At 64.1% G+C, this 22,724-nt stretch carries 20 protein-coding genes; 7 read left to right on the forward strand and 13 right to left on the reverse strand.

Annotated features, from left to right (window positions below):
- Positions 1 to 115: 115 nt before the first annotated feature.
- Positions 116 to 955, reverse strand: a complete 840-nt coding sequence (locus tag ACVWYP_RS35435; RefSeq protein WP_304496510.1) for an AraC family transcriptional regulator — start codon at positions 953 to 955, stop codon at positions 116 to 118.
- Positions 956 to 1,193: 238 nt separating this feature from the next.
- Here ACVWYP_RS35435 and ACVWYP_RS35440 point away from each other — a divergent pair, with 238 nt between their 5' ends.
- Both ACVWYP_RS35440 and ACVWYP_RS35445 read left to right on the forward strand, forming a co-directional pair.
- Positions 1,194 to 2,435, forward strand: a complete 1,242-nt coding sequence (locus tag ACVWYP_RS35440) for an ABC transporter substrate-binding protein (RefSeq protein ID WP_051002824.1) — start codon at positions 1,194 to 1,196, stop codon at positions 2,433 to 2,435.
- A 223-nt stretch (positions 2,436 to 2,658) separates the two neighbouring features.
- Positions 2,659 to 3,762: a mandelate racemase/muconate lactonizing enzyme family protein gene (locus ACVWYP_RS35445; RefSeq protein WP_028343703.1), complete on the forward strand. Its 1,104-nt coding sequence runs from the start codon at positions 2,659 to 2,661 to the stop codon at positions 3,760 to 3,762.
- 106 nt (positions 3,763 to 3,868) lie between these two features.
- Here the strand turns inward: ACVWYP_RS35445 and ACVWYP_RS35450 are convergent, their stop codons facing one another.
- Positions 3,869 to 4,240, reverse strand: coding sequence for a hypothetical protein (locus tag ACVWYP_RS35450; protein ID WP_304496511.1), 372 nt, complete (start codon positions 4,238 to 4,240; stop codon positions 3,869 to 3,871).
- A gap of 193 nt (positions 4,241 to 4,433) precedes the next feature.
- On the opposite strand from ACVWYP_RS35450, the gene ACVWYP_RS35455 reads away from it, so the two are divergent.
- Complete coding sequence (locus ACVWYP_RS35455) at positions 4,434 to 4,658, forward strand: hypothetical protein (protein WP_092085747.1); 225 nt, start codon at positions 4,434 to 4,436, stop codon at positions 4,656 to 4,658.
- A gap of 90 nt (positions 4,659 to 4,748) precedes the next feature.
- Here the strand turns inward: ACVWYP_RS35455 and ACVWYP_RS35460 are convergent, their stop codons facing one another.
- The 3 genes from ACVWYP_RS35460 to ACVWYP_RS35470 all read right to left on the reverse strand — a co-directional run bounded on the left by ACVWYP_RS35460 (position 4,749) and on the right by ACVWYP_RS35470 (position 6,320).
- Entirely contained in the window at positions 4,749 to 4,886 is a 138-nt protein-coding gene (locus ACVWYP_RS35460; RefSeq protein WP_304496512.1) for a hypothetical protein, read from the reverse strand.
- Positions 4,887 to 4,907: 21 nt separating this feature from the next.
- Complete coding sequence (locus tag ACVWYP_RS35465) at positions 4,908 to 5,342, reverse strand: cupin domain-containing protein (RefSeq protein ID WP_016848368.1); 435 nt, start codon at positions 5,340 to 5,342, stop codon at positions 4,908 to 4,910.
- A 321-nt stretch (positions 5,343 to 5,663) separates the two neighbouring features.
- On the reverse strand, positions 5,664 to 6,320 hold the full coding sequence (locus ACVWYP_RS35470; RefSeq protein ID WP_304496513.1) for a glutathione S-transferase: 657 nt from the start codon (positions 6,318 to 6,320) through the stop codon (positions 5,664 to 5,666).
- Between the two features lie 174 nt (positions 6,321 to 6,494).
- On the opposite strand from ACVWYP_RS35470, the gene ACVWYP_RS35475 reads away from it, so the two are divergent.
- Both ACVWYP_RS35475 and ACVWYP_RS35480 read left to right on the forward strand, forming a co-directional pair.
- Positions 6,495 to 7,718: a polyhydroxyalkanoate depolymerase gene (locus ACVWYP_RS35475; protein ID WP_028343699.1), complete on the forward strand. Its 1,224-nt coding sequence runs from the start codon at positions 6,495 to 6,497 to the stop codon at positions 7,716 to 7,718.
- 238 nt (positions 7,719 to 7,956) lie between these two features.
- Positions 7,957 to 8,751, forward strand: a complete 795-nt coding sequence (locus ACVWYP_RS35480) for a substrate-binding domain-containing protein (protein ID WP_304496514.1) — start codon at positions 7,957 to 7,959, stop codon at positions 8,749 to 8,751.
- Between the two features lie 142 nt (positions 8,752 to 8,893).
- On the opposite strand, the gene ACVWYP_RS35485 is transcribed toward ACVWYP_RS35480, so the two are convergent.
- The 6 genes from ACVWYP_RS35485 to ACVWYP_RS35510 form a co-directional block, all read right to left on the reverse strand.
- Complete coding sequence (locus ACVWYP_RS35485; protein WP_028343697.1) at positions 8,894 to 10,630, reverse strand: bifunctional protein-serine/threonine kinase/phosphatase; 1,737 nt, start codon at positions 10,628 to 10,630, stop codon at positions 8,894 to 8,896.
- A gap of 60 nt (positions 10,631 to 10,690) precedes the next feature.
- Positions 10,691 to 11,509 (reverse strand): formate/nitrite transporter family protein, encoded by an 819-nt coding sequence (locus tag ACVWYP_RS35490; protein WP_304496515.1) that lies wholly within the window; start codon positions 11,507 to 11,509, stop codon positions 10,691 to 10,693.
- 431 nt (positions 11,510 to 11,940) lie between these two features.
- Positions 11,941 to 12,687 carry a transporter substrate-binding domain-containing protein gene (locus tag ACVWYP_RS35495; RefSeq protein ID WP_080686834.1) on the reverse strand — a complete coding sequence of 249 codons (747 nt, stop codon included), beginning with the start codon at positions 12,685 to 12,687 and terminating at the stop codon, positions 11,941 to 11,943.
- A gap of 157 nt (positions 12,688 to 12,844) precedes the next feature.
- Positions 12,845 to 13,270 (reverse strand): DUF4399 domain-containing protein, encoded by a 426-nt coding sequence (locus ACVWYP_RS35500; RefSeq protein ID WP_304496516.1) that lies wholly within the window; start codon positions 13,268 to 13,270, stop codon positions 12,845 to 12,847.
- Between the two features lie 37 nt (positions 13,271 to 13,307).
- Positions 13,308 to 14,852: an SUMF1/EgtB/PvdO family nonheme iron enzyme gene (locus tag ACVWYP_RS35505; protein ID WP_304496517.1), complete on the reverse strand. Its 1,545-nt coding sequence runs from the start codon at positions 14,850 to 14,852 to the stop codon at positions 13,308 to 13,310.
- 205 nt (positions 14,853 to 15,057) lie between these two features.
- The gene (locus tag ACVWYP_RS35510; protein ID WP_304496518.1) at positions 15,058 to 16,248 is read right to left on the reverse strand and encodes an MFS transporter; all 1,191 of its coding nucleotides are present in this window, start codon (positions 16,246 to 16,248) and stop codon (positions 15,058 to 15,060) included.
- A 74-nt stretch (positions 16,249 to 16,322) separates the two neighbouring features.
- On the opposite strand from ACVWYP_RS35510, the gene ACVWYP_RS35515 reads away from it, so the two are divergent.
- Both ACVWYP_RS35515 and ACVWYP_RS35520 read left to right on the forward strand, forming a co-directional pair.
- Complete coding sequence (locus tag ACVWYP_RS35515; RefSeq protein WP_028342411.1) at positions 16,323 to 17,123, forward strand: AraC family transcriptional regulator; 801 nt, start codon at positions 16,323 to 16,325, stop codon at positions 17,121 to 17,123.
- 158 nt (positions 17,124 to 17,281) lie between these two features.
- Positions 17,282 to 18,634: a malonyl-CoA decarboxylase gene (locus ACVWYP_RS35520; protein ID WP_304496519.1), complete on the forward strand. Its 1,353-nt coding sequence runs from the start codon at positions 17,282 to 17,284 to the stop codon at positions 18,632 to 18,634.
- 272 nt (positions 18,635 to 18,906) lie between these two features.
- On the opposite strand, the gene ACVWYP_RS35525 is transcribed toward ACVWYP_RS35520, so the two are convergent.
- A complete protein-coding gene (locus tag ACVWYP_RS35525; protein WP_304496520.1) occupies positions 18,907 to 21,270 on the reverse strand; it encodes a TonB-dependent receptor in 2,364 nt (787 codons plus the stop codon).
- A gap of 294 nt (positions 21,271 to 21,564) precedes the next feature.
- On the reverse strand, positions 21,565 to 22,626 hold the full coding sequence (locus tag ACVWYP_RS35530) for a hypothetical protein (protein WP_304496521.1): 1,062 nt from the start codon (positions 22,624 to 22,626) through the stop codon (positions 21,565 to 21,567).
- Positions 22,627 to 22,724: the final 98 nt, after the last annotated feature.

Genomic DNA, 22,724 nt, shown 5'->3' on the forward strand with positions numbered 1-22,724 from the left:
GGCGAGAGTTGTAGGCGGGACTCGTCATTCCAGCGTCACGCAAATAACAAGCATCGGTGGTTATAGGTCCCTGCTTTCGCAGGGACGACACCAGGGTTTGCTGCACCGGCGCCCGCTACTCCTTCACCGGCACCCAGATCTCCAGCCCGCCATTGCCGGTGCTCGCGTCGAACTTCTCGTCGTAGCGCTCGAAGTTCGGCGCGTCCGCGACCTTCATGCCGGATTGCGGCAGCCAGCGATTCCAGATCGTGTTGACGGTGCGGCGGATGGTCGAGATGTGGTCGGCGTGGGTGAACACGACGTATTTCTGCTCGGGAATGCGGACGCGCGCGAACTCGCGCGGCAGGTCGGAGAAATCGGCGACCTCGACGCCGGCGATGTAATCGAAATTGCCGGCATCGTCGCCGTTGCAGCAGACGCCATAAGCGACGTTGCCGACCTGGCGGGGGATATGCGCGCATTGCTGGTGGAAGCTCTGCCACTGCTTCGGAATGCCGGCACCGCTGCCATTGTCGTGATTGTAACGCTCGCCGATGCCGGCGACGAGGAACGCCTTTCCGGTGGCAATGCGCGGCGGATCGATGTGGTCGAGAGCTGTCGAGATCATGGTGATCGGCTCCTGGAGATTGAGCTTCGTCAGGCACGTTGTCGCGCGCACCGTCGCGGGCGTGACGCCGAAATGGTCGCGAAACGCGCGGGTGAATGCTTCGTGGGAGCCGTAGTCCGCATCCAGCGCGAGGCTGAGAATATCGGGCGCACCGGCCGCGAGTTGGCGCGCGGCTTCGCTGAGGCGGCGCGCCCGCACATAACGCATCACCGAGAACCCGGTCGCTTCCGCGAACGCCCGTACCAGATGGAAGCGCGAGACGCCCGCAACGGCGGCAATCTCGTCGAGCGTCAGCGGCGCGCCGAGATGGCTTTCGATGTACCAGAGCGCCTTCTGGGCTGGATTCATGGACGACGGCCTTCCTGCAAAGCTCGGGCATCATGCACGGCTGCCGCGCGCGGCATTTGACAGTCCTTGCTGCCCGGCGGTGAAACCGTGGTTCCGCTCCACGGAAATTTACCCGCAAAGCCGTCGCTGGCAACAATGTTGCAATCGTGCATACTCGCCGACGCATCGATCCGACGGCTCACCAAGCTGCCCGATAATCAAGACTGCAAGAGCCGCGGCCAGCATGTCAGGGAGGACAATGATGCACCACCAACGCTTGAGCTATGCCAACTGCGTCAAGTCCGCGGCGCTTGCGGGGCTTTTGACGATCGCCTTCGCAAGCGCAGCCAACGCGCAGAAGAAATACGATCCGGGCGCAACCGACACCGAAATCAAGGTCGGCAACATCATGCCCTATTCCGGTCCGGCGTCCGCCTACGCCACGATCGGCAAGACCGAAGCCGCCTATTTCAACAAGCTCAACAGCGAAGGCGGCATCAACGGCCGCAAGGTCAACTTCATCTCCTACGATGACGCCTACTCACCGCCGAAGATGGTCGAGCAGGCCCGCAAGCTGGTCGAGAGCGACGAGGTGCTCCTGATCTTCAATCCGCTGGGCACGCCGGGCAACACCGCGATCCAGAAATACATGAACGCCAAGAAGGTGCCGCAGCTGTTCGTCTCCACCGGCGCGGCCAAGTGGAATGATCCGAAGAACTTCCCGTGGACCATGGGCTGGCAGCCGAGCTACCAGGTCGAAGCGCGCATCTATGCCAAGTACATTTTGCAGAACTATCCGGGCAAGACCATCGGCGTACTCTATCAGAACGACGATTTCGGCAAGGACTATCTGATCGGCCTGCACGACGGGCTCGGCGACCAGGCCAAGAAGCTGATCGTCGTCGAATCCTCCTACGAGACCTCGTCACCGACGGTGGATTCGCAGATCGTGCAGATCAAGGGCGCCAACCCCGACATCTTCGTCAACATTGCAACGCCGAAATTCGCGGCGCAGGCGATCAAGAAAGCCGCCGAGCTCGACTGGCATCCGGTGCAGTTCCTGACCAACGTGTCCGGCTCGATCGGCGGCGTGATGAAGCCGGCCGGCTATGAAGCGAGCCAGGGCGTGCTGTCCACGGCGTATCTCAAGGACCCCAAGGATACCGAGTGGAAGAACGATCCGGCGATGACCGAGTGGCGCGCCTTCATGACCAAATGGTATCCCGAAGGCGACCTCGACGACGCCGCGACCGTATTCGGCTATGGTGTCGCCAAGGGTCTCGAGCAGGTGTTGCGGCAGTGCGGCGACAATCTTACCCGCGAGAATCTGATGAAGCAGGCGGCCAGCCTCAACTTCGAGATCGGCATCTATCTGCCCGGCACCAAGATCAAGACCGGGCCGGACGACTATGCGCCGATCGAGCAGTTGCAGATGATGCGCTTCAAGGGCGAGAGCTGGGAGCGATTCGGCCCCATCATGAGCGGCGAGAAGAGCAGTTGAGGGCTTTCCTCCACAACTTTGCGGTTCGTGATGCCCGGCCGTGCGCCGGGCATCCACGTCTTCGACATGATTCACGAGCAAGACTTGTCGCAAGCAAGACTCGTTACGAGCAAGATTTGCGATGGCCGGAACCCAGACCAGCCGAAGCGACGCCGTTCTTCAGGCTCAAATGTCCGGCCACCACGAATTCCAGGCACATCCTGCGATCGGAAGGACAACAACAATGAAAATCACCGACGTCCGCGCCCACCATATCCGCATTCCCTATGACGCCGGGCCCGCGAGCTTCCGCCAGGGAGCTTCCGCGATCTCGGCGCTCGACATGGTGCTGGTCGAGGTTTCGACCGATGCCGGCCTCACCGGCTGGGGCGACGCCTTCGCCTATGTCTGCCCGAAGACGAGCTGCACGGCGGTGGCCGAGATGATTGCGCCGCAGGCGCGCGGCCTCGAGGTGCCCGACGCCGCCAGCATCCCCGCCGCGATGGAGCAGATCCAGCGCAACCTGCATCTGTTCGGCCGCTACGGCATCACGATGTTTGCGATCTCGGCGCTCGACATCGCGCTGTGGGATCTCGCCGGCAAAGTGAAGGGCGTGCCGCTGCATCAACTGATCGGCGGCGCGAAGCGCAGCACGATCCCGGCCTATGCGAGCCTGATGCGGATCGGCAATCCCGCGCATATCGCCGCCGAATGCAAGAAGGCGATCAAGCTGGGCTATTCCGCGATCAAGCTGCACGAGACCACCGTGCCTGCGGTGGCCGCCGCGCGCGAAGCGATCGGCCCGGGCGTGCCGCTGATGGTCGACATGAACTGCCCGCTGGACGGACCCGCGGCGATCCAGTTCGCGCGCGACTGCAAGCAGGCCGCGCCGCTGTTCCTGGAGGAGCCGGTCTGGCCGCCGGAGGATTTTGCGACGCTCGCCGAGGTGCGCAGAGAAGGCCGGCTCGATATCGCGGCCGGCGAGAACGCCTGCACCGTGCATCAATTCCGCCAGATGATGACCGCGGGCGCGGTCAGTCACGCGCAGCCCTCCGTGATCAAGGTCGGCGGTATCACCGAATTCCTCAGGGTGGCCGTCCTCGCCGACGAGTTCGGCGTCCAGGTGATTCCGCACTCGCCCTATTTCGGGCCGGGCTTCCTCGCCACGCTGCATCTGATGGCGATCCGCGACGCGGGGCTGATCGAGGTGTTCTTCATGAAGCGTCCCGCCTGCCTGTGGGGCGACCGCATCGACGTCGACGCCAACGGCCATGTCGCCGTGCCGCAGGGCCCCGGACTCGGTTACGAGCCGGATCGCGACGTGATGGAGAAGTATCGGGTGGCGTAGCTGAGACACGCTTCCTGTCATTGCGAGGAGCGGAGCGACGAAGCAATCCATCGTTCCGCACGCGCGGTGGGATGGATTGCTTCGCTTCGCTCGCAATGACGGTTTTCTACTTCGTCCCATCCTTCGCGGCGGGCGCGGCATCCTTCGCCGGCGGCGCGTCGGCTTTCTTCTTCAGGTCCTCGGTGAGCTTGACCTGCGCGGCCTGCAGATCGGTGACGAGCTTCTGCAAGCTCACAACCGAACTCTGCAAGCTCGCGATCTGCCGGTTGGCGGCGTCGAGCTTTTGCTGATGATCCGATGTGAGCTTGTTGATCGTCTTCTGCAGGAAATCGATATTGCTCTGCAGACAGCTCGTGCGCCGCTCCATGGTTTTCTCGACGGTGCAGATCTCGATGCCGGGAACGTCCTGCGCATGCGCGGTTGCGGCGACGCCGAGTGCAAGCGGAGCCAGCAAGGCGAGAACAAAACGAGCGGTCATCGGCGTCTCCAGGCAAATGCGTCATTCACAGTTTTGTGCTCGCGACGCTGAAAGCGAGGCAGACATACCACACTGAAACCGCATTCAAGCGGTGTGCTTCACCCATTACGGGACTACTCGTGGGGACGGGGGCCTCGGAACTTGTTTGGTTCGATCCCTTTTGGCTCGGCCTTGGGCAGTGGAGACAGATCGCATGGCAACGCGCGAAAAACGGATGGCGCAATTCGACGGCAATGGCGAACCTGCGCCGGAACAGCGCGTGGAAGTACTTTGTGAGGATCATAGCGGAACGTATCAGCTGCCGTTCGCCTGCCGCTTCGTCAACGGCCAGTGGCGCAATGACACCACCGGCGGCGCGCTGGAAGCCAACGTCATCGCCTGGCGGAAGCCGCGCGAGAAGCAGGCGGGCATGGCCTGAGGCCGGCATCGGCGCGCGCTGTTTCAAAACGCGACGCGCGCGCACCTTGTCTTAAGATTTGGAACGCGGGTGGAACGAACCGCGTCCGAATCACTGATCGAGCAGCGTACCGCGTTGTTCACGGCTAGATGTGGTCATCAGCCCGAGGCTGCGCACCACATACAGAACCATGACGATCGGCCGCAGCCAGCGGCCGATAACAAAGGTTAACTCCTCCGCAGACGACATTGCGATCCCTCTCGTTGGCGATCATTTCCACGGCGTGATCGGCGGCACCGTTTCGGTCGCCGGCGGCACGTCCACGGTCTTGAAATCGGCGGGGCTGACGATCTCGAGGTATTCCATGTCCTTCGAGTAGTCGAACAGGTAGTGGGTGATGCCGGGACGCTGATGGATGACATCGCCGGCCTCAACCAGCGTCTCCTTGTCCTCGTACATGAAGCGCGCCCAGCCCTTGGTCATGATGACGATCTGAAAATCGCACAGATGCTTGTGCCAGCCGGTGCCCTGCTCCGGCGGCATGTCGGGATTGGCCTTGACCAAGTGGCAGATCACCTGCCCGCTGGTGGCATCGGCGATGCCAAGATCGCGATACAGGAAGAAGTCGCGCAGACCTCCGCCCTTGAACTCGGTGTCACCGGGTTTGACGTGGGAGAATTTGCTGACGACGGCGTGCTGGTTCATTTCAAGCCTCCACGGTTCTCGTGTTCGCGAGATCGCGGCGCGGCTCAGCGTCCAAATTTTCGGCAGCGTCGCATCGTCGCGGTCACAGCTCGGTCATTGCCATGCGAAATCCTTGCCAGCCGGGTTGGGCTGCGGCGAACCGTCTCGCCATACGCTGGTATCGCCGCGGAAGCATTTGGAGCGAGGCGCGAATTTGCACTTCGACGGCTGTCGCGCACACCCGTCGCGTGGCGCCAATGCCTGACGCCGACGGCACGTCCATTGAGCAAGGCTTGCCTCGTGCTTGAGCCGCCGATGCAGGCAGGCCGGCCCGGGCGCTGCCTAATATTCGACCTCGAGCTCCTCGACGTCGGCCGGCTCCGCCTTCGCGGCCTCGATCCATTCCTGCATCTCGGGCATCGTCATGATGGTCTTGGCATACACCGCAAGCGCAGGCTCGAGCTTGACGTCATAGGTCATGAAGCGGGTCACGACCGGCGCATACATCGCGTCCGCCATGGTGCGGCGCTCGCCGAACAGGAACGGCCCGCCCGAAGCGCCGAGGCAATCGCGCCAGATAGTGCAGACGCGGTCGATGTCGGCCTGCGCCCGCGACCAGATCTTGAAGCCGGGGAAATGGCCCTTGAGATTGACCGGCAGCGAAGAGCGCAGCGTGGTGAAGCCGGAATGGATTTCGCCCGAGATCGAGCGGCAATGCGCGCGCCGGATCCGGTCTTCCGGCAGCAGCCCGGCATGCGGCATGATCTCGTTGAGATACTCGCCGATCGCCAGCGTATCCCACACCGTCGCACCGTCGTGGCGCAGGCAGGGCACCAGGATCGAGGACGACAGCAGCAGCAGCTCGGCGCGGGCCGACGGGTCGTCGGGCGCGGTGACCACCTCCTCGAACTCGAGCCCGGCGAATTTCGCCAGCAGCCAGCCGCGCAGCGACCAGGAGGAGTAATTCTTGCTGCTGATGGTGAGTGTCGCTTTCGCCATATCGGTCCCTCACGCCTGAACGCGTCCTCAGCTCCCGGACATCGCGCGCCGGTTCAGCCGCCGCGCACCCGGCGCCATCAGTTTTTGCAGCAAGCCACGTGCCAATTTGCCGGGCGGCCGGCCCCGCCTCTGGCGTCGATATTGCATGGCAAGCCGGGCCACGGGTGGATGCGTATGATGTCAATGCTGTACCAGGCCTATCAGAACCACATGGACCTCACCGCGCCGTGGCGAACCGGCGCCGCGGCGGCGTTGCGCTATCTCAATCTGGTGCCGCGCGGCGCGTCCTACCGGACGTTCGGCCGGCTCGCCGCCGCGCTCGAGCTGATCTCGCGCTCCAGCCTGAGCTATGCCCGTCCCGACTACGGCATCGGCAGCGTGACCGTCGGCAACAGGGAGTTAGAGGTGACGGAGGAGGTCGCCTACGCGACGCCGTTCGGCTCGCTGCTGCATTTCAGGAAGGTGGACGGACCGGAGCAGCCGCGGCTGTTGCTGGTGGCGCCGATGTCCGGGCATTTTGCCACGCTGCTGCGCGGCACCGTGAAGACGCTGCTGCAGGACCACGACGTCTACATCACCGACTGGCACAACCCGCGCGACATCCCGCGCAGCAAGGGCCGCTTCGGGCTCGAGGATTACACCGACCATCTGATCGACTTCCTCGGCCAGCTCGGCCCGCGCGCGCATATGGTGGCGATCTGCCAGCCTTCGGTGTCGGCGCTGGCGGCCGCCGCGATCATGTCGGAGGACAATCATCCGGCGCGGCCGGCCTCGCTCACCCTGATGGCCGGGCCGATCGACACAAGGATCCAGCCGACCAAGGTGAACGAATTCGCCAAAAGCAAGCCGATCAAATGGTTCGAGGACAATCTGATCAATTACGTGCCGATGCAGTGCAAGGGCGCGTTGCGTCAGGTCTATCCCGGCTTCGTGCAGCTCACGGCGTTCGTGTCGATGAATCTGGAGCGGCACATCAAGCAGCATATCGATCTGGCCGATCATCTCGCCAAGGGCGAGACCGCCAAGGCCGCGGTGATCAAGACCTTCTACGACGAATATTTCGCGGTCATGGACCTGCCGGCGGAGTTTTACATCGAGACGGTGCGCGACGTGTTCCAGGAACATCTGTTGCCACAGGGCATGCTGATGCATCGCGGCCGCCCGGTGAATCCGGCGGCGATCCGGCGCATGGGGTTGATGACGGTGGAAGGCGAGAAGGACGACATCTGCTCGATCGGCCAGACGCTCGCCGCGCAAGACCTCTGCACCGGGGTCCGCACCTATCGCAAGGTGCATCACATGCAGGCCGGCGTCGGCCATTACGGCGTGTTTTCCGGCAAGCGCTGGAACAACGAGATCTACCCGCTGCTGCGCGATTTCGTGCATGTGAATTCGTGAGTGATTCCCGGTAGCCCGGATGAAGCGAAGCGCAATCCGGGAAGGTGTTTCTGCGGAGAAGCCGGCCCCGGATTTCGCTCCGCTTCATCCGGGCTACGAAATCTCGCCTCCCGACACTGCTCCATCTCCATCACTGCGCGCCTCGCAAAGACGCTGCGGCTAGCCATGCCTGCCCTCGCGCAGTAGTCTCCCCGGCCACGACGACCCGCTTCCGAAGAATCGTCCAGGGAGAAACTCCATGCGCGCGCCTACCGCCTTCCGCGCCCTCACACTCGCCGTCATCGGCGCCCTCGCCTTCACCTCAGCCGTATCCGCCGCCGAAGTCCATGTCATGATCTCGGGCGGGCTGACGGCGGCCTACAAGGCGCTGGTGCCGGAGTTCGAGCGCAAGACCGGGCACAAGGTGGTGACCGCTTTCGGGCCGTCGATGGGCACCACGACCAATGCCATTCCGGTACGGCTGGAGCGCGGCGAGCCGGCCGACGTGCTGATCATGGTCGGCTATGCGCTCGGCGATCTCATCGAGCAGGGCAAGGTGGTGGCCGACAGCCGCGTCGACCTCGTGAAGTCGCCGATCGGGATCGCGGTGAAATCAGGCGCGGCGAAGCCGGACATCGGCTCGGCCGACACCGTCAAGCAGGCGCTGCTGGCGGCGAAATCAGTCGCCTATTCGGACAGCGCCAGCGGCGTCTATGTCTCGACCGAGATGTTCGCAAAGCTCGGCATCGCCGATCAGATGAAGGACAAGGCGCGGATGATCCCGGCGACCCCGGTCGGCGAGATCGTGGCCAAAGGCGAGGCCGAGATCGGCCTGCAGCAGATCTCCGAGCTGAAGCCGGTGACCGGCATCGACATCGTCGGCCCATTGCCGGAGCCGTTGCAGAAGATCACGGTGTTTTCCGCCGGGATCGCGACGGTTGCAAAGGAGCGTGAGGCCGGCAAGGCGCTGATCAGCTTCCTCGCCTCATCAGATGCGCGCGACGCGCTGGTGAAGAGCGGCCTCGATCCGATCGCGGCGGGTGGGACGCACTGAAGTCGGCCTCCCTCCCTCTCCCCGTCATCCTGAGGCGCGAGCGGAGCGAGCCTCGAAGGATGAATCGGCCACCAGCGGGCCGTTCATCCTTCGAGACGCGCTACGCGCTCCTCAGGATGACGGGAAGAGGGCCGGCTATCCGCTACCGCAAGTGATGCGCGCCGTAGGCCAGCAGCACCACCACGACCAGCGCCAGCAGCAGCGTGGTCGACTTCCAGAACAGCACCGGGTTGCGCTCGATCAGCGGGGTCGATGACGTCGTCAGATATTTTGCGTTGGGATTGCGCAGGTCGAACAAGAATTCCGAAAAGCTCTCGTAGCGCTTGAGCGGATTGGCGTGCACGGCGCGCTCCAGCGCGCCGTCGACCCAGGTCGGGACGTCGCGGCCGCCATGCGCGGCCGGCCGGTAAGCCAGCCGGTTGAAGTCGGCTCGTGTGCGGGCCCGCGCGATCTGCGCGCCATAGGGCAAGCGTCCCGTCAGCATCTGGTAGGTGACGACGCCGAGCGAGAACAGATCGGAGCGCGCAGTGCCGCCCTCGCCGAGGAAATATTCCGGCGCGGTGTATTGCTGGGTGCCCAGGATGTCCTCGACGCCCGCCGGCACCGCGTCTGCGACACCCGCAATCCGGGTCGAGCCGAAATCGATGATCTTCACCGTGCCGGTCCTGTCGATCATGATGTTGTCGGGCCTGACGTCCTGATGCAGCATCTCCTTGCGGTGAAAGGCGCGCAGCCCTTTTGCAATTTGCTCGGTGATGTCGCGCACCGTCTCCAGCGCCGGTGCTGGATTGTCCGTGATCCACTGCGTCAGGGTCTGACCGTCGATATATTCCATCGTGACGTAGAGGAAGTTGCGCTTGCGCTGCGGCAGAAACGGCTTCAGCACATGCGGGCTGTCGATCCGCCGAGCGACCCACTCCTCCATCACAAAGCGCTTCAGATAGGCCGGATCGTCGCGCAGGTCGATCGAGGGGATCTTGATCGTGACCGTGGTGGCGCTGTCCTCATCGACCGCGAGATAGATGTGGCTGCGGTGCGATGCGTGCAGCTCGCGCACGATGCGATAGCCGTCGAACAGCATCCGTGCGTCGAGCAGCGGCGGCAGCGGCAGTTCGGTCGGCTGGCCGAACACCTCGCCGGCATCGCCGTCGGGCAATTCGTCGATCCGGACGATCTGCACGGTGAGATTGTCCGGGCTGCCGTTCTCATAGGCCTGTTCGACGATCGACTTCGCGGCAACATCGAGATCGGCGGCGCCGTCTTTGATCGCCTTCGCCAGCTGCCGCGCCGGGACATGCTCGTAGATCCCGTCGGTCACCAGCAGGAAGATGTCGCCGCGCTCCAGCGGGAGAGCCTGGTAGTCGATCTCGAGCTGCGGGTTCACGCCGAGCGCGCGGCCGAGATAGCTCTGCTGCGAGGAGATCACGACGCGGTGGTCGTTGGTCAGTTGCTCGAGGCTGTTGCCGGCGACGCGGTAGATCCTGGAGTCGCCGACGTGGAACAGGTGCGCGGTGGTCGACCGAACGACCAGGGCGCTCAGCGTGCAGACGTAACCCTTGTCCTTGTCGTAGGGATTCTGGCTGCGCCTGGTCTGCGCGTGCAGCCAGGAATTGGTCGCCTCCAGCACGCGCTGCGCCGAGCTCTTCACCGACCAGGATTCCGAGGTGCAGTAATAGTCGGTCAGGAAGCTCTTGACCGCGGACTCGGCGGCAATGCGGCCGACGCTGCTTGAGGAGATGCCGTCGGCGAGCACCACGGCGATGCCCTTCAGGCCGAGCAGCGGCTCGCCGGGGATCAAGGCGCCGTGGAAGTCCTGATTGGCGTCCTTGCGGCCCTGATCAGAGAATTGCCCGACCGATATTGTCAGCGCGCGCGGCATCGACCGTCCCAAAGCCAATGGGGCCCTCCGCGACAGGAGAGCCCCATAAGCTAGCCAGGATCAAGCCGCGAGGCGCTGGCGCTTCGGGGCCGTCTTCACATGCGTGGTGTAGAGCGTGAGCCCGGTGAAGGCGAGACCGCCGGCGAGATTGCCGAGCACGGTCGGGATCTCGTTCCAGATCAGGTAATCCATGATCGAGAACTTCGCATGCAGCATCAGTCCGGACGGGAACAGGAACATGTTCACCACCGAATGCTCGAACACCATGTAGAAGAACACCAGGATCGGCATCCACATCGCGATCACCTTGCCGGGCACCGTGGTGGAGATCATCGCGCCGACGACGCCGGTCGAGACCATCCAGTTGCAGAGCATGCCGCGGATGAACAGCGTGGCCATGCCCGCTGCGCCGTGCGCCGCGTAGCCCAGCGTTCGCCCCTCGCCGATGTTGCCGATGGTCATGCCGACCTTGTCGGGCTCCTGCGTGAAGCCGAACGTCGTCACGAACGCCATCATGAACGCCACCGTGAGCGCGCCGGCAAAATTGCCGATGAACACCAGGCCCCAGTTGCGCAGCACGCCGCCGAGCGTCACGCCGGGACGCTTGTCGAGCAGCGCGAGCGGCGAGAGCACGAACACGCCGGTCAATAGATCGAAGCCCAGCAGATAGAGCATGACGAAGCCGACCGGAAACAACAATGCTCCGACAAGCGGCTGACCCGTATTGACGTTGATCGTCACGGCGAACCAGGCCGCCAGCGCGAGGATCGCGCCGGCCATATAGGCGCGGATCACGGTGTCGCGGGTCGACATGAAGATCTTGGATTCGCCGGCATCCACCATCTTGGTGACGAATTCGGACGGAGCGAGATAGGCCATTCGTAAAATCCCCTTGCGCAATTCGGCCGCGCCGGTTGCCTGCCGGAAGCGACGCGGGTTGGTTGAAATGCTCGTTCGTCCGGGAGATGGGGGGTCAACGATTGCTCGAGACGCCCGGGCCGGGCGCCTTGATCCCCTCGCCTCGGCCAGCGTTGGCCCTTGGCAATCCGGAGGACGGCAGTCGTCATTGACTGGTGCAATCAAAAGCAATGGATGTGCCAAGCGGCGACGCTGGCGGTTGGCTTTAAATCCCTGTCAATACAATGAGTTAGGCTGGCGCCGCAGGAAACGCGCGGCGCGATGGCGCGGAATTATGCAGCATGCCCAGATGTCGCCCAGAGGATGCGCGCCCCTCCATCACCGTCATCCCCGCGCAAAGGCTTCGCCTTTGCGCGGGGGTGACGGGGAAAGAGTCGATACGCACCACTAGTTCACTTCACCTCGGTGCGGACCGGCGAGCCCTTCAGCCCGTTGTTGTCGTAGGCCTTGCGCAGCGTGCCGTTGGCGACCGCCTCCGTCATGAACCTGGTGGCGAAGGCCGCGGCGAGCGGATGGTTGAGCGGCACCGCGACCGCGGTGACGGTCTGCTTGAAGGTCTCGTCCAGCACGCGCGTGCCCGGGATCTTCTTCGCCATCGCATTGAGCTGATCGCGCGACAATGCGAAGGCGTCGATCTCGCCGCTCTTCAGCAGATTGAAGATCTCGTCATAGGTCTGATAGCCCGTGACCTTGGCGTGCTTGAGATGGGCGATCGCGCCGCGCATCGTCGTGGTGGCATTGACGGCGGCGACCTTGACGCCGTCCTGGTCGAGCGTGGCGAAATTCGTGATCGTCGAGCCGGGCTTGACGATATAGGTGGCGTCGGCAACCTCGTAGATCGGCCCGAATGTCATCTTGGTCTCACGCTCGGGATCCTTGGGCAGGAAGGTGATGTCCCAGGTGTTGTTGGCCGCCGCGTCGGTGATCTGGCCGGAATTCTGATGCACGACATATTCGACGGGGATGCCGAGTTGCGCAGCCATCTCGCGGCCGAGATCGGCGGGAACGCCCGCATAGCCGTTCTCGGTCTTGGTCGACCAGAACGCGCCGCCGGCCGGGCTGATCGCGATCGCGACCCGGAGCTTTCCGGTCGGCGCGATCTGATCCTTCAAGGCGTCGGCATCCGCTGATGTGGCCATGACAATCACTCCCAAAACGAGGCCGGCCAGACGCAGCAGTCGAGACGACATCAGACTTCCTCCACGCCGAATCTTGCTGTCCGGCAGGCGCGCAACAAACCGTACGGCGCGGCCTTGTGCAAGCGCCGGTTCCCGCAAGGGAGCTATCCGTATCGGCCTATCTGACCCGGATGGTGATTTTTTCGGAGACGACCGGCGGGCTGAATGGATAGTGCTTGGCGTCGCCCAGCACCAACTGCAGGGTGTGCTTGCCGGGCGCCAGATCGAGCTGCGTCTCGGTCTGGCCGGCACCGAAATGCAGGTGAGACTTGTCCGACGGGATCGGCTCATTCGGATTCAACGGCTCATTCACGTCGATCAGAAGATGGTGATGGCCGCTGTTCGGATAGTCGTCGCCGGCATGGGTGACGCCCATGTTGCGCAGCCCAAAGCGGCACCAGAACGGGCTTTTGAGCTTGGCGCCGTCGCGCGGCCAGATGAAATACAGCTTGGTGTCCTTGCCGGCCGGCTTGTTCTGCGCGTCGGCCGGAACCGCGAACAGCGTCAGTGCCGCGGCGAGCATGATCAAGCCTGCACTTTTCATAGCCCCTCCATGAAGCCTGGCGATCAGGGATGATCGCTCAGGGAGACAGCGCGACCCGGAAACCGTGGGTCGGATAACGGACATTGGTGTCGTAATTATCGCGATTGGCCGGACGCACATAGCGTGCGTCATTCTTCCACGAGCCGGAGCGGATGACATGGGAGGCGCAGTCGCCGCCGGACCAGACCGCACCGTCGGTCGGCGCGCCCTGGTAATTCCTGTGCCAGCAATCCTCGACCCATTGATCGACCCCGCCGCCCATGTCGTAGAGGCCGAACGGATTCGGCTTGTAGCTGCCGACCTTGACCGGCTGCTCGGCCGAACCGTCGCCGCCGCAATCCTTGCATCCGGCGTGGCCCGATTGCACCTGGTCGCCCCACCAGTACTTCGATTGCGTTCCGCCGCGCGCCGCATATTCCCACTCGGCTTCGCTCGGCAGCCGGTAGGACTTCTTGGTGCGCTCGGCGAGCCAGGTCACATATTGCTTCGCGTCGCCCCAGCTCACATTGGTGACCGGAACGTCGTCCTTGCCGCTGGCCGTGAAGCCACAGGCCTTGGCCGCTGCGCAGGCGTTCCATTCGCGGACCGTGACCGGATATTTGCCCATGGCAAAGGGCTTGACCGTCACCCGGCGGATCGGCCGCTCGGAAGGATCGTCATTGCTTCCCATCGAGAAGCTGCCAGCTTGAAGCAAGACCAGCTCGGGCTCCGGCAGGTCCGGGGTGGGGCTCGCGGAGGGCGCGGGTTGAGGCGACGCTTGCTGCGTCGGTGCCGCCGGGGTCGGACTTGCGGTTTGGGTCGGAGCCGGGCTTGGTGCCGGCGGCTGGACGGCAGGCGATGCCGTCGGTGACGGAGGCGCCTGTGCCACATCGGCCGGCTTGCCGCGCGGTTGCGCCAGCAGATACCACAGCACGCCCCCCGCAATGATCGCGATCGCCAATCCGAGCAGCGTGAGCAGGACGGACTCACGGCGCCTGCGCGTCCGTTGGTACGCGGCGGCATCCGGCAGCACGCGATAGACTCGGACCGGATCGGTGATGTTCTTGACCTTGCGGTCGCCGAGCGATTCGTATCCGCAGACCATCTTGTGCTTGATCTGCTCGTAGATGCCGCCGGAGATAAAGACGTCACCCGGCGCCGCGATTCCTTCCAGACGCGAGGCCACGTTGACGCCGTCGCCATAAATATCGTCGGGTTCGATGATGACGTCGCCGAGGTTGACGCCGATCCGGTACTCGATCCAGTGATCTCGCGCGACCGCCGCGTTGCGGCCGATCATGTTCTGCTGGATCACGATGCTGCAACGGACGGCCTCGACAGGACTGTCGAACATCGCGATAAAGCCGTCGCCGGTGGTCTTGACCAGCTTGCCGTGGTGCTCGGCGATGGTGGGCTCGATCAGGTCGCGCAGGGTCCGCTTGACGCGCGTATGCGTGCCTTCCTCATCGAGCTGCATCAGCCGGCTGTAGCCGGCGATATCGCCGGCAACGATCGCGGCCAGGCGCCGCGGCATTGAATCGCCGGGAGGCTGTGTATTGTCGGGCTGTGACCGGCCTGACTTGAAGTCGCGAATTTCTCCCATGGCGCTCCGGCTGCTCCAAAAAAATTGCGTGCTCGAGGCGCAACCGGCGCCGTCGTCCCCGAGGCCCGCTTGAACTTACCACACCTTCGGGTTGGAACAAAGTTGGCGAACCGTGACCAGGTCACGGTTTGCCGGCGGTGCCCGAGCGGCGCACCGCAGGTCGGCGCACGCATTCCTCAACGGCAGCTGGCGCAAGACGCCCGTGTCAGCCCGCCTGCGTGGCCGGGGTGCGGATCTCGCGCGGCAGGATGATCGCGGCCGCGATCGCCAGCAGACACAGCGCCGCGAAGGCGCGCAGCATCATCGAGAAGCCGCCCTGGTCGTACAGCCAGGCCACCAGGCCGACGGAAGCGCCGGCCGCGGTGAAGCCGACGAAATAGCGCACCGCATAGGCGCGCGAGCGCCATTCCTCGGTGGTGTACTTGCCGACCATGGCATCGTTCACCGTGACCTGGCCGAACGCGCCCATCACGATGCCGATCGAGACCACGATCAGCGGCAGGTTGGACAGGCTCGCCGCCAGATAGAGGAACGGCGCCAGCAGGAACGACAGCGGCAGCGCCACCGTCTTCAGCGAATATCTGTCGAGCAGCTTGCCGATGGTGTACTGCGTCATCGCGCCGAACACATAGACCCCGGCCGCGATCACACCGAGCAGCGCCGGGCTCCTGGTCAGATCGGCAAGCCGTTCGGCGAACAGCTTCGGCAGCGCCACCGTCACTGCGTTGAAGGTGGTGGAGATCGCGATCACCACGATCAGGAGCGACAGCACCACCCGCCACATGTCCTCCTTGGCGACCCGCGCCTGGGCTGCGGCCTGCCTGGAGCCCTTGCGGTCCTCATGCACCACCGTCATCGCAAAGACGATGCCGATCAGCACGGTGACCGTGCCGGGCACGATGAACGCCCAGCGCCAGCCGAGATACTGGCCGATCACGCCGGTGACCAGCGCCGACGAGGCGACGCCGAGATTGCCCCAGACGCCGTTGATTCCCATCTGGGCGCCGAGCTTCTCGGCATAGGACACGATCATCGCGGTTCCGACCGGATGATAGATCGAGGCGAAGATGCCGATCGCCAGCAGTGCGGCGCCGAGTTGCAGCGGCGTCTGCACGAAGCCGACCGAGATCATCGACAGGCCGATGCCGACGAAGAAGATCACCATCATGTGGCGGCGGCTCCAGCGGTCGCCGAGCCAGCCCGTGACCAGCGAGCCGGCGCCGAAGGCGATGAAGCCCGGGGTCGCATAGGGCAGGAGTTCCGAATAGGCGATGCCCAGCGCCGGGCCCATGATGATGACGGCGGCCGCGAAAATCAGCATCGCATAGTGGTCGATGAAATGGCCGGCGTTGACGAAGCTGATCACCCGGCTCGGACTGTTGCTTGGACCGTTCATCGGCACGTCTCTCACGCGATTCTTCAATTGCTCGAAAATAGGTTATAGGTGCTTGTCCTGACGGGATGTCGCCAATGACTATCGCTGAGCCGCCAATAAGAGCCCTCCACCAGGACCGGCGCGTCACCGGGGACGGCGTGCATCTGGTGGCGCGCAGCTATCGCAAGGGCGTCCGGCTCGACCCGCACATGCACCGCGAGGCGCAGCTGGTCTATGCCGCCAGCGGCACCATGCAGGTCACGACGCCCAAGGGGCGCTGGCTGGTGCCGCCGGACCGCGCGGTGTGGGTCCCTGCCCTGCTCCCGCACGCGATCGACGTGCTCGCCGACATCGAGATGCGCACGCTGTATTTCGACCAGGCCTGGCTTGCGCGCGAAAAGCGCAGCGACAGCCTCGACCACGAATTCGTGGTGCGGGTGTCACCGCTGGTGCACCAGGCGATCCTGGCACTGTTCGACGCCTCATGCGGACGCGAGCGCACCGCTCTGTTGATCCGCCTCGTGATGCTGGAGCTGCACCAGGCCGAGGATTCGGCGACCTTCATCCCGCTGCCGCAGGAGCCGCGCTGCCGCCGCGCCGCCGACATCGTGCTGGCCGATCCGACGAAGGACCACGACATCGATGCGCTGGCGCGCACGGTCGGCACCTCGGCGCGGACGCTGTCGCGGCTGTTCTCGGCGGAGACGCAGCTCTCGTTCAAGAGCTGGTGCCAGCGCGCCCGCATCGCGGCCGCCATCGAGCGCCTGTCGAGCACCGCGAACGTTTCGGTCAAGCAAGTCGCCTCCGACCTCGGCTATGCCAGCGTGCCGGCATTTTCCCACGCGTTCCGCCAGGTTACCGGCAAGACACCGACCGCGTTCGCGGAGAAAACGTGAACGGGATTCGCCACCGGGCGCAGTGACGACGAATTATACCGCTGTCGCGCTGCGACATATTTCCGTACGATCCATGCGCTTGATTGCAGTGCTCCCGACCTTAAATCCCGTGTAAGGTCCGGCTTCACTGGATACGACCTGCTGGATACGACCTGCTCATGGCCAATGCCTTCTTCTCCGATCTGCTCTCGACGATTTCCGAACGTGGCCGCGTCCTGCTCGGCCGCGCCAGCCCGGCCAACGACAAGCAGGATGCTTCCGAACTGCTGGAATTGTGCGAAGCGCTGCTGTCCGGCCGCGGCGAAGCCTCCGGCACCGCGATGGCGCGCGAAGTGCTCGACCGCTACCACCACCTCGATGCCGCCGGGCGGCTGTCGTTCTTCCAGACGCTGGCCCGCGATTTCGGCCCCGATCACGCCAAGCTGGCGCAGGCGATCGAAAGCTGGCGCGCCAAAGCCAATGGCGACGACGCCAGCGACCTGCATTTCGCCTCCGAGCCGCGCCGCCAGGAATTGATCCGCCGCCTCAATCGCGCGCCGGGCGGCACCGGCGAGCTGGTGTCGATCCGCTCGGATCTGCTTTCATTGATGAAGGGCAACAAGGACCTCGCCGCGCTCGATCGCGACGTGGTGCACCTGCTCTCGTCCTGGTTCAACAGGGGATTCCTCGTGCTGCGCAGGATAGACTGGTCGTCGCCGGCCAATATTCTGGAGAAGATCATCCGTTATGAGGCCGTGCACGAGATCCGCGATTGGGACGATCTGCGCCGCCGCATCGATCCGATCGATCGCCGCTGCTACGCCTTCTTCCATCCGGCGCTGGCCGACGAGCCGCTGATCTTCGTCGAGGTCGCACTGACCGAAGCCATCCCGGGCGCGATCGCGCCGCTGCTTGCGGAAGAGCGCGAGCCGGTCCCGGTCGAGCGCGCCCGCACCGCGGTGTTCTATTCGATCTCCAACACCCAGCGCGGCCTTGGCGGCATCTCCTTCGGCAGCTTCCTGATCAAGCAGGTGGTCGAGGAGCTGCGCCGCGAATTGCCGAAGCTCGACAACTTCGTGACGCTGTCGCCGGTGCCGGGCTTCATGCAGTGGGTCAAGCAGGCCGACGACGTGCCGCTCACCGAAGAGGACCGCCAGCTGCTGGAAAGCCTCGGCAAGCCCGACTGGTTCGAGAACGCCGAGCTCGCCACCCAGCTGCGCGCCGTGCTGGAGCCGCTTGCCGCCTACTATTTCCTGAAGGCGCGCACGCCGAAGGGACGGCTGATCGATTCGGTCGCGCGCTTCCATCTCGGCAACGGCGCACGGCTGGAGCGGATCAACTGGCTCGGCGACCTCTCGCCCAAGGGCCTGCGCGAATCCGCCGGCATCATGGTCAACTACCTCTACCGCCTCGACGACATCGAGAAGAACCACGAGGCCTACGCCAACAATGGCGACGTAATCGCCTCGAGCGCGGTGAAGAAGCTGCTGAAGGGCGAGGGCCGGCGGCTGCTGGATATGCGGCTGGGGTGACGGGGATACAGCGCAATCTCTCCCCTCGTCGTCCCGGCGAAAGCCGGGACCCATAACCACAGGGTTGAGTTGTTAGAAGGCTGTGGTCCCAGCGTCGCGCAACAATGACCTTCGGTGGTTATGGGTCCCGGCTCCTGTGCGCAATTGCGCACTAGGCCGGGACGACATCGAGTATGTTGCGTCATCGAGAGTCATACATTCACGGTCTCTCAGGATGACGGGGCAGTGAACATCGACAACAATGACGGCACGGCGGTCGACGCTCCCCGCCCCTAAAACCTCGCGCGCGCCATCAGCCTTACCGTGCGGCCCTGCCCCGGCGAGATGTTGTTGTTGCCGTCGGCCGACGCCCAATAGCCCTTGTCAAAAATGTTCTCGACGTTGAGCTGGGCGCTCCAGGTCTCGTCGATCTTGGCATAGACCGCCGCGTCGAAACGCACGAAGCCCGGCAGCCGCACCGTGTCGTCGGACGAGGCGAAGGAATCGCCGAAATAGATCACGCCGAGCGCGGCGGCCCACATCGGCGTGAACTGATACTTGTTCCACCAGGCAAACTGATTGTACGGCACCAGCTGAACGCGGTTGCCGGGCACGACGGTCGCCGAGGTCGCGCCGGTGATCTTCGCATCGGTGTAGGCATAGGCCAGCGACGACTGCCACTGCTCGGTGACATAGCCGGTCAGGCTCGCTTCGACGCCTCGCGTGAGCGTGCTGCCGGAGGGAAAGAAGAAGCCGGGATTGTTGCCGTCGGCGATCGGCTGGTTGGTGCGGTTCAGATTGTAGACCGCGGTCGAGAACAGCAGCTTCGGGTTGATGTTCCATTTCATGCCGAGCTCGACATTCTCGAAGCGCTGCGGCTGCAGGATCAGGGTGCCGTCGTTCAGCGCGCTGAACTGGTCGCCCGAGGCCGGCAGGAAGGAGATGCTGTAGGCGGTATAGACCGACATCGAATCGATCGGCTTGATGATCAGGGCGCCCTGCGGCGACACCAGATTGTCGACGCGATTGCGATTGATGTTGGTGTTCATGTCGGTGGCCGACATGTCGTAGCGATCGAACCGCGCGCCGGCGATGATCTGCACGGCGCGCGAAATCTCGATGGTGTCCCTGAGATAGCCGGACTGGATGTTCAGCGCATAGCGGCTGTTCGAATCGGGCGTGGTGACGCCGTCGCTGTTGGTGCCGGTGAAGTGGTGAAGAAACGTCACCGGGCCGAAATAGGTCGGCGCGAACGGGTTCTGCACGATGGTGTTGGTGCCGTTCGGGAACACGCCGGTGTTGCGGATGTCGACGCCGGTCTGCCGGCCGAACTCGGTGCCGAAGCCGACCGTGTGGAACAGCGGCCCGGTCCAGGTCTTGTAGGTGAAATCGGTCTGGTTGAAGACATTGTCGCGGTTGGTCGTGTGCTGGTAGGCACCGAGATTGACCGCGGTGTCGGCGGGATTGACCGCGCCAGCGAGCGGGCCGCCGGTCGGATAGACGTTCTGATAGAACTTCTGGTAGTCGGCGGCGATGGTGCCGTTGCGCACCGTCAGCCCGTTCTCGAAATCGTGCTCGATAATGGCCATCCCGGTCTGCACCGTCGCCTGCGCGGTGTTCAGGCTTGGGCTGCCGAAGAAGGTCGAGAAGTCGCCGTTCGGCGCGAACGGCGTGGTCGGGTTGAAGCGGGTCGCGCCGCCCGGCAGCCCCTGCGAGGGATTGCCGCGATCGGCGGTGCGCTCGTCGTGGAAGTATTCATAGCTCAGTTTGATTTTGGTGTTGTCGTCGGGCTTCAGCGTCACCGTCGGATTGATGCCGTAGCGCTCCAGATGATTGAAATCGCGGAAGGCATCGGCGCCTTCGTAGAACACGTTGAGCCTTGCTGCGACGTTGTCGTTGATCGCCTGTCCGGCATCGAGGCTGACGCGGCGATCGCCCCACGAGCCGGTCTGCGCCGTCGCCTCGTAGACGCGGTTGCCGTCGGCTTCCTTCAGCGTGCGGTTGAGCAGGCCGCCGCCGGCGCCACGGCCGAAGGTCAGCGCGCTCGGCCCTTTCAGCACCTCGATGCTCTGGGCGTTGTACATGTCGCGGAAATACTGCACGTCGTCGCGAAAGCCGTTGACGAAGAAGTTGGCGCTGGAATCGACGCCCCGGATCACGAGCTCGTCGCGATTGCCCTCGCCCTGATGCACGGCAACGCCGGGGACGTAGCGGGTGACGTCGGTGAGGCCCTGGTAGTTCTGGTCGCGGATCTGCTCCCGCGTGATCACGTTGAGCGATTGCGGGATGTTGACGATGGCGGTGTTGGTCCTGGTCGCGACCGACGTGCTGTTGGCGAAATAGCCCGATGTGCCGGTGCGGGCGTCCTGCGATTCCGCGAAGGGTTTTGCCGTCGCCGCGGGCGCGATCCGCCGCGCCGTCTGGGTGCGGCGGCCTCGTGCGGCGGCGGTGTTGCGCGCGGCCTTCGGCGCGCTGCGGCGGCGTTGCGTGGCCGGCGGGGTGACGGTCACCGGCGGCAGCGACGAGGCGCCGGCCTGCAACGGCGCCGATTGCGCCTGTGCGACAGATGTTGCGAGCGGAACGCTGAGCGCGAGATAGCTCGTCGTGAGCAGCGCAAGCAAGACAGTGCGACGATGGGCTTGTGTTCTTGATGTCATGACGTCGTCCCCAAGCAACTTTCGCCTTCGCTGAAGGCGATGCGCCGTCCTCTAGTGAGGTGAGGCGCTGTGCGTCCAGACGACGGGCGCGAGAAAATTTTTGCGTGACGACGGAATAAAGTCGCGACGAATGGACGCGGATACACCTCGCGGCGAGCGCAGGGTTGGAAAAGTCAAGGATGCGAATGGTTTCTGTCGGCTTCCGGATTTGCGCCGAGAAAAGAAGAGCGGCACTCGCGCGCCGCTCTTCTTGTAGAGATTCCAGATTGTAGCGATTCTAGACTAACGTCTCGATCACGCCGTCGCGGACCGCGGCCGCAGCCCCGCCGGCAGATGCGCGTCGATCCAGCCGGTGATCGCACGCTCGTTGCGATGGTAGAGCAGGCCTGCGGCGATCACGGCAATGCCGATCAGCGACAGCGAGAACGGAAACCACAGCGAGTCCTTGAACACGACGTCGGCGAGATGGCCGAGATAGAGGCAGATGCCGAACGCGCCGAACACCGCATAGGCGCGCCGCATCAGGATCACGGAGATCACGATCAGGCCGACATTGAGCAGGCAGTACACCGCCTTGCTCAATTCGGTTGAGCCTTCGGACGCGCTAATTCCGCCCCAGAACGCCATCAGGCCGAACAGATGCAGCCAGAACGCAAAGTCGCCGTTGCGGCTGCGATAGTCCACGATCCAGGCGACCGCGAGCACGGCAAGCCCGAACCAGATCGACACCCTGCGGCGCATCTCGAAATCGGCGTGAGCCATGCCGCTGAACCACGGCGCCAGATCCATCGACATGAACCACAGCGCGACCGAGATGATCGCGACGATGAAGGCGAAGCGGTAGTAGCGCAGCGCGACGATGCCGGCGGCGACGGTCGCAATCTCCATGAAGATCCAGCTGCCCTTCACCCAGACGTAGAAGTCCTGCACGGTTCCCGGCTTGCCGAACTTGCCCCACCAGCCAAGCTCGTCCTGGATGCCGTAGACGGCGAGCGGCGCCATCGAGACCGCGATCGCGATCAGCAGGCCGCCGGGAACCCGCAGATTCTTGTCGTGCCAGAGGTGGTGCCCCGCCACGCTGAACCCGACCGCATAGGCGATCGCGCAGGCCGTGAGCGCGCGGCCGCCCATCTGGGTGAAGGCCAGGGTCGAGAACAGGCCCATCGCACCGATCACGATGAGCGCGCCGGCGTACCAGAGCACATGCGCGGCATCGAATTTGGCGGTGGGACTTGGATCGCCCGCCGGACCCTGCCCGGCGCTGCTCGCCAGAAAAGCGAGCAACCGTTCCAGATCGGCCGGGCTGATCACTCCGGCATTTGCGGCGTCCCGGAGATCCTTGGCTGAATATGGCATGCGGCACTCCTCACGGCCGGTTTTTGCGCCTGCTCCCGATCATCCGGGACAAAGACGCCCTGTTCTCATGAGTATATCCAGAAATGAGCAACGTTCAA

The organism is Bradyrhizobium sp. USDA 3262 (assembly GCF_054060035.1).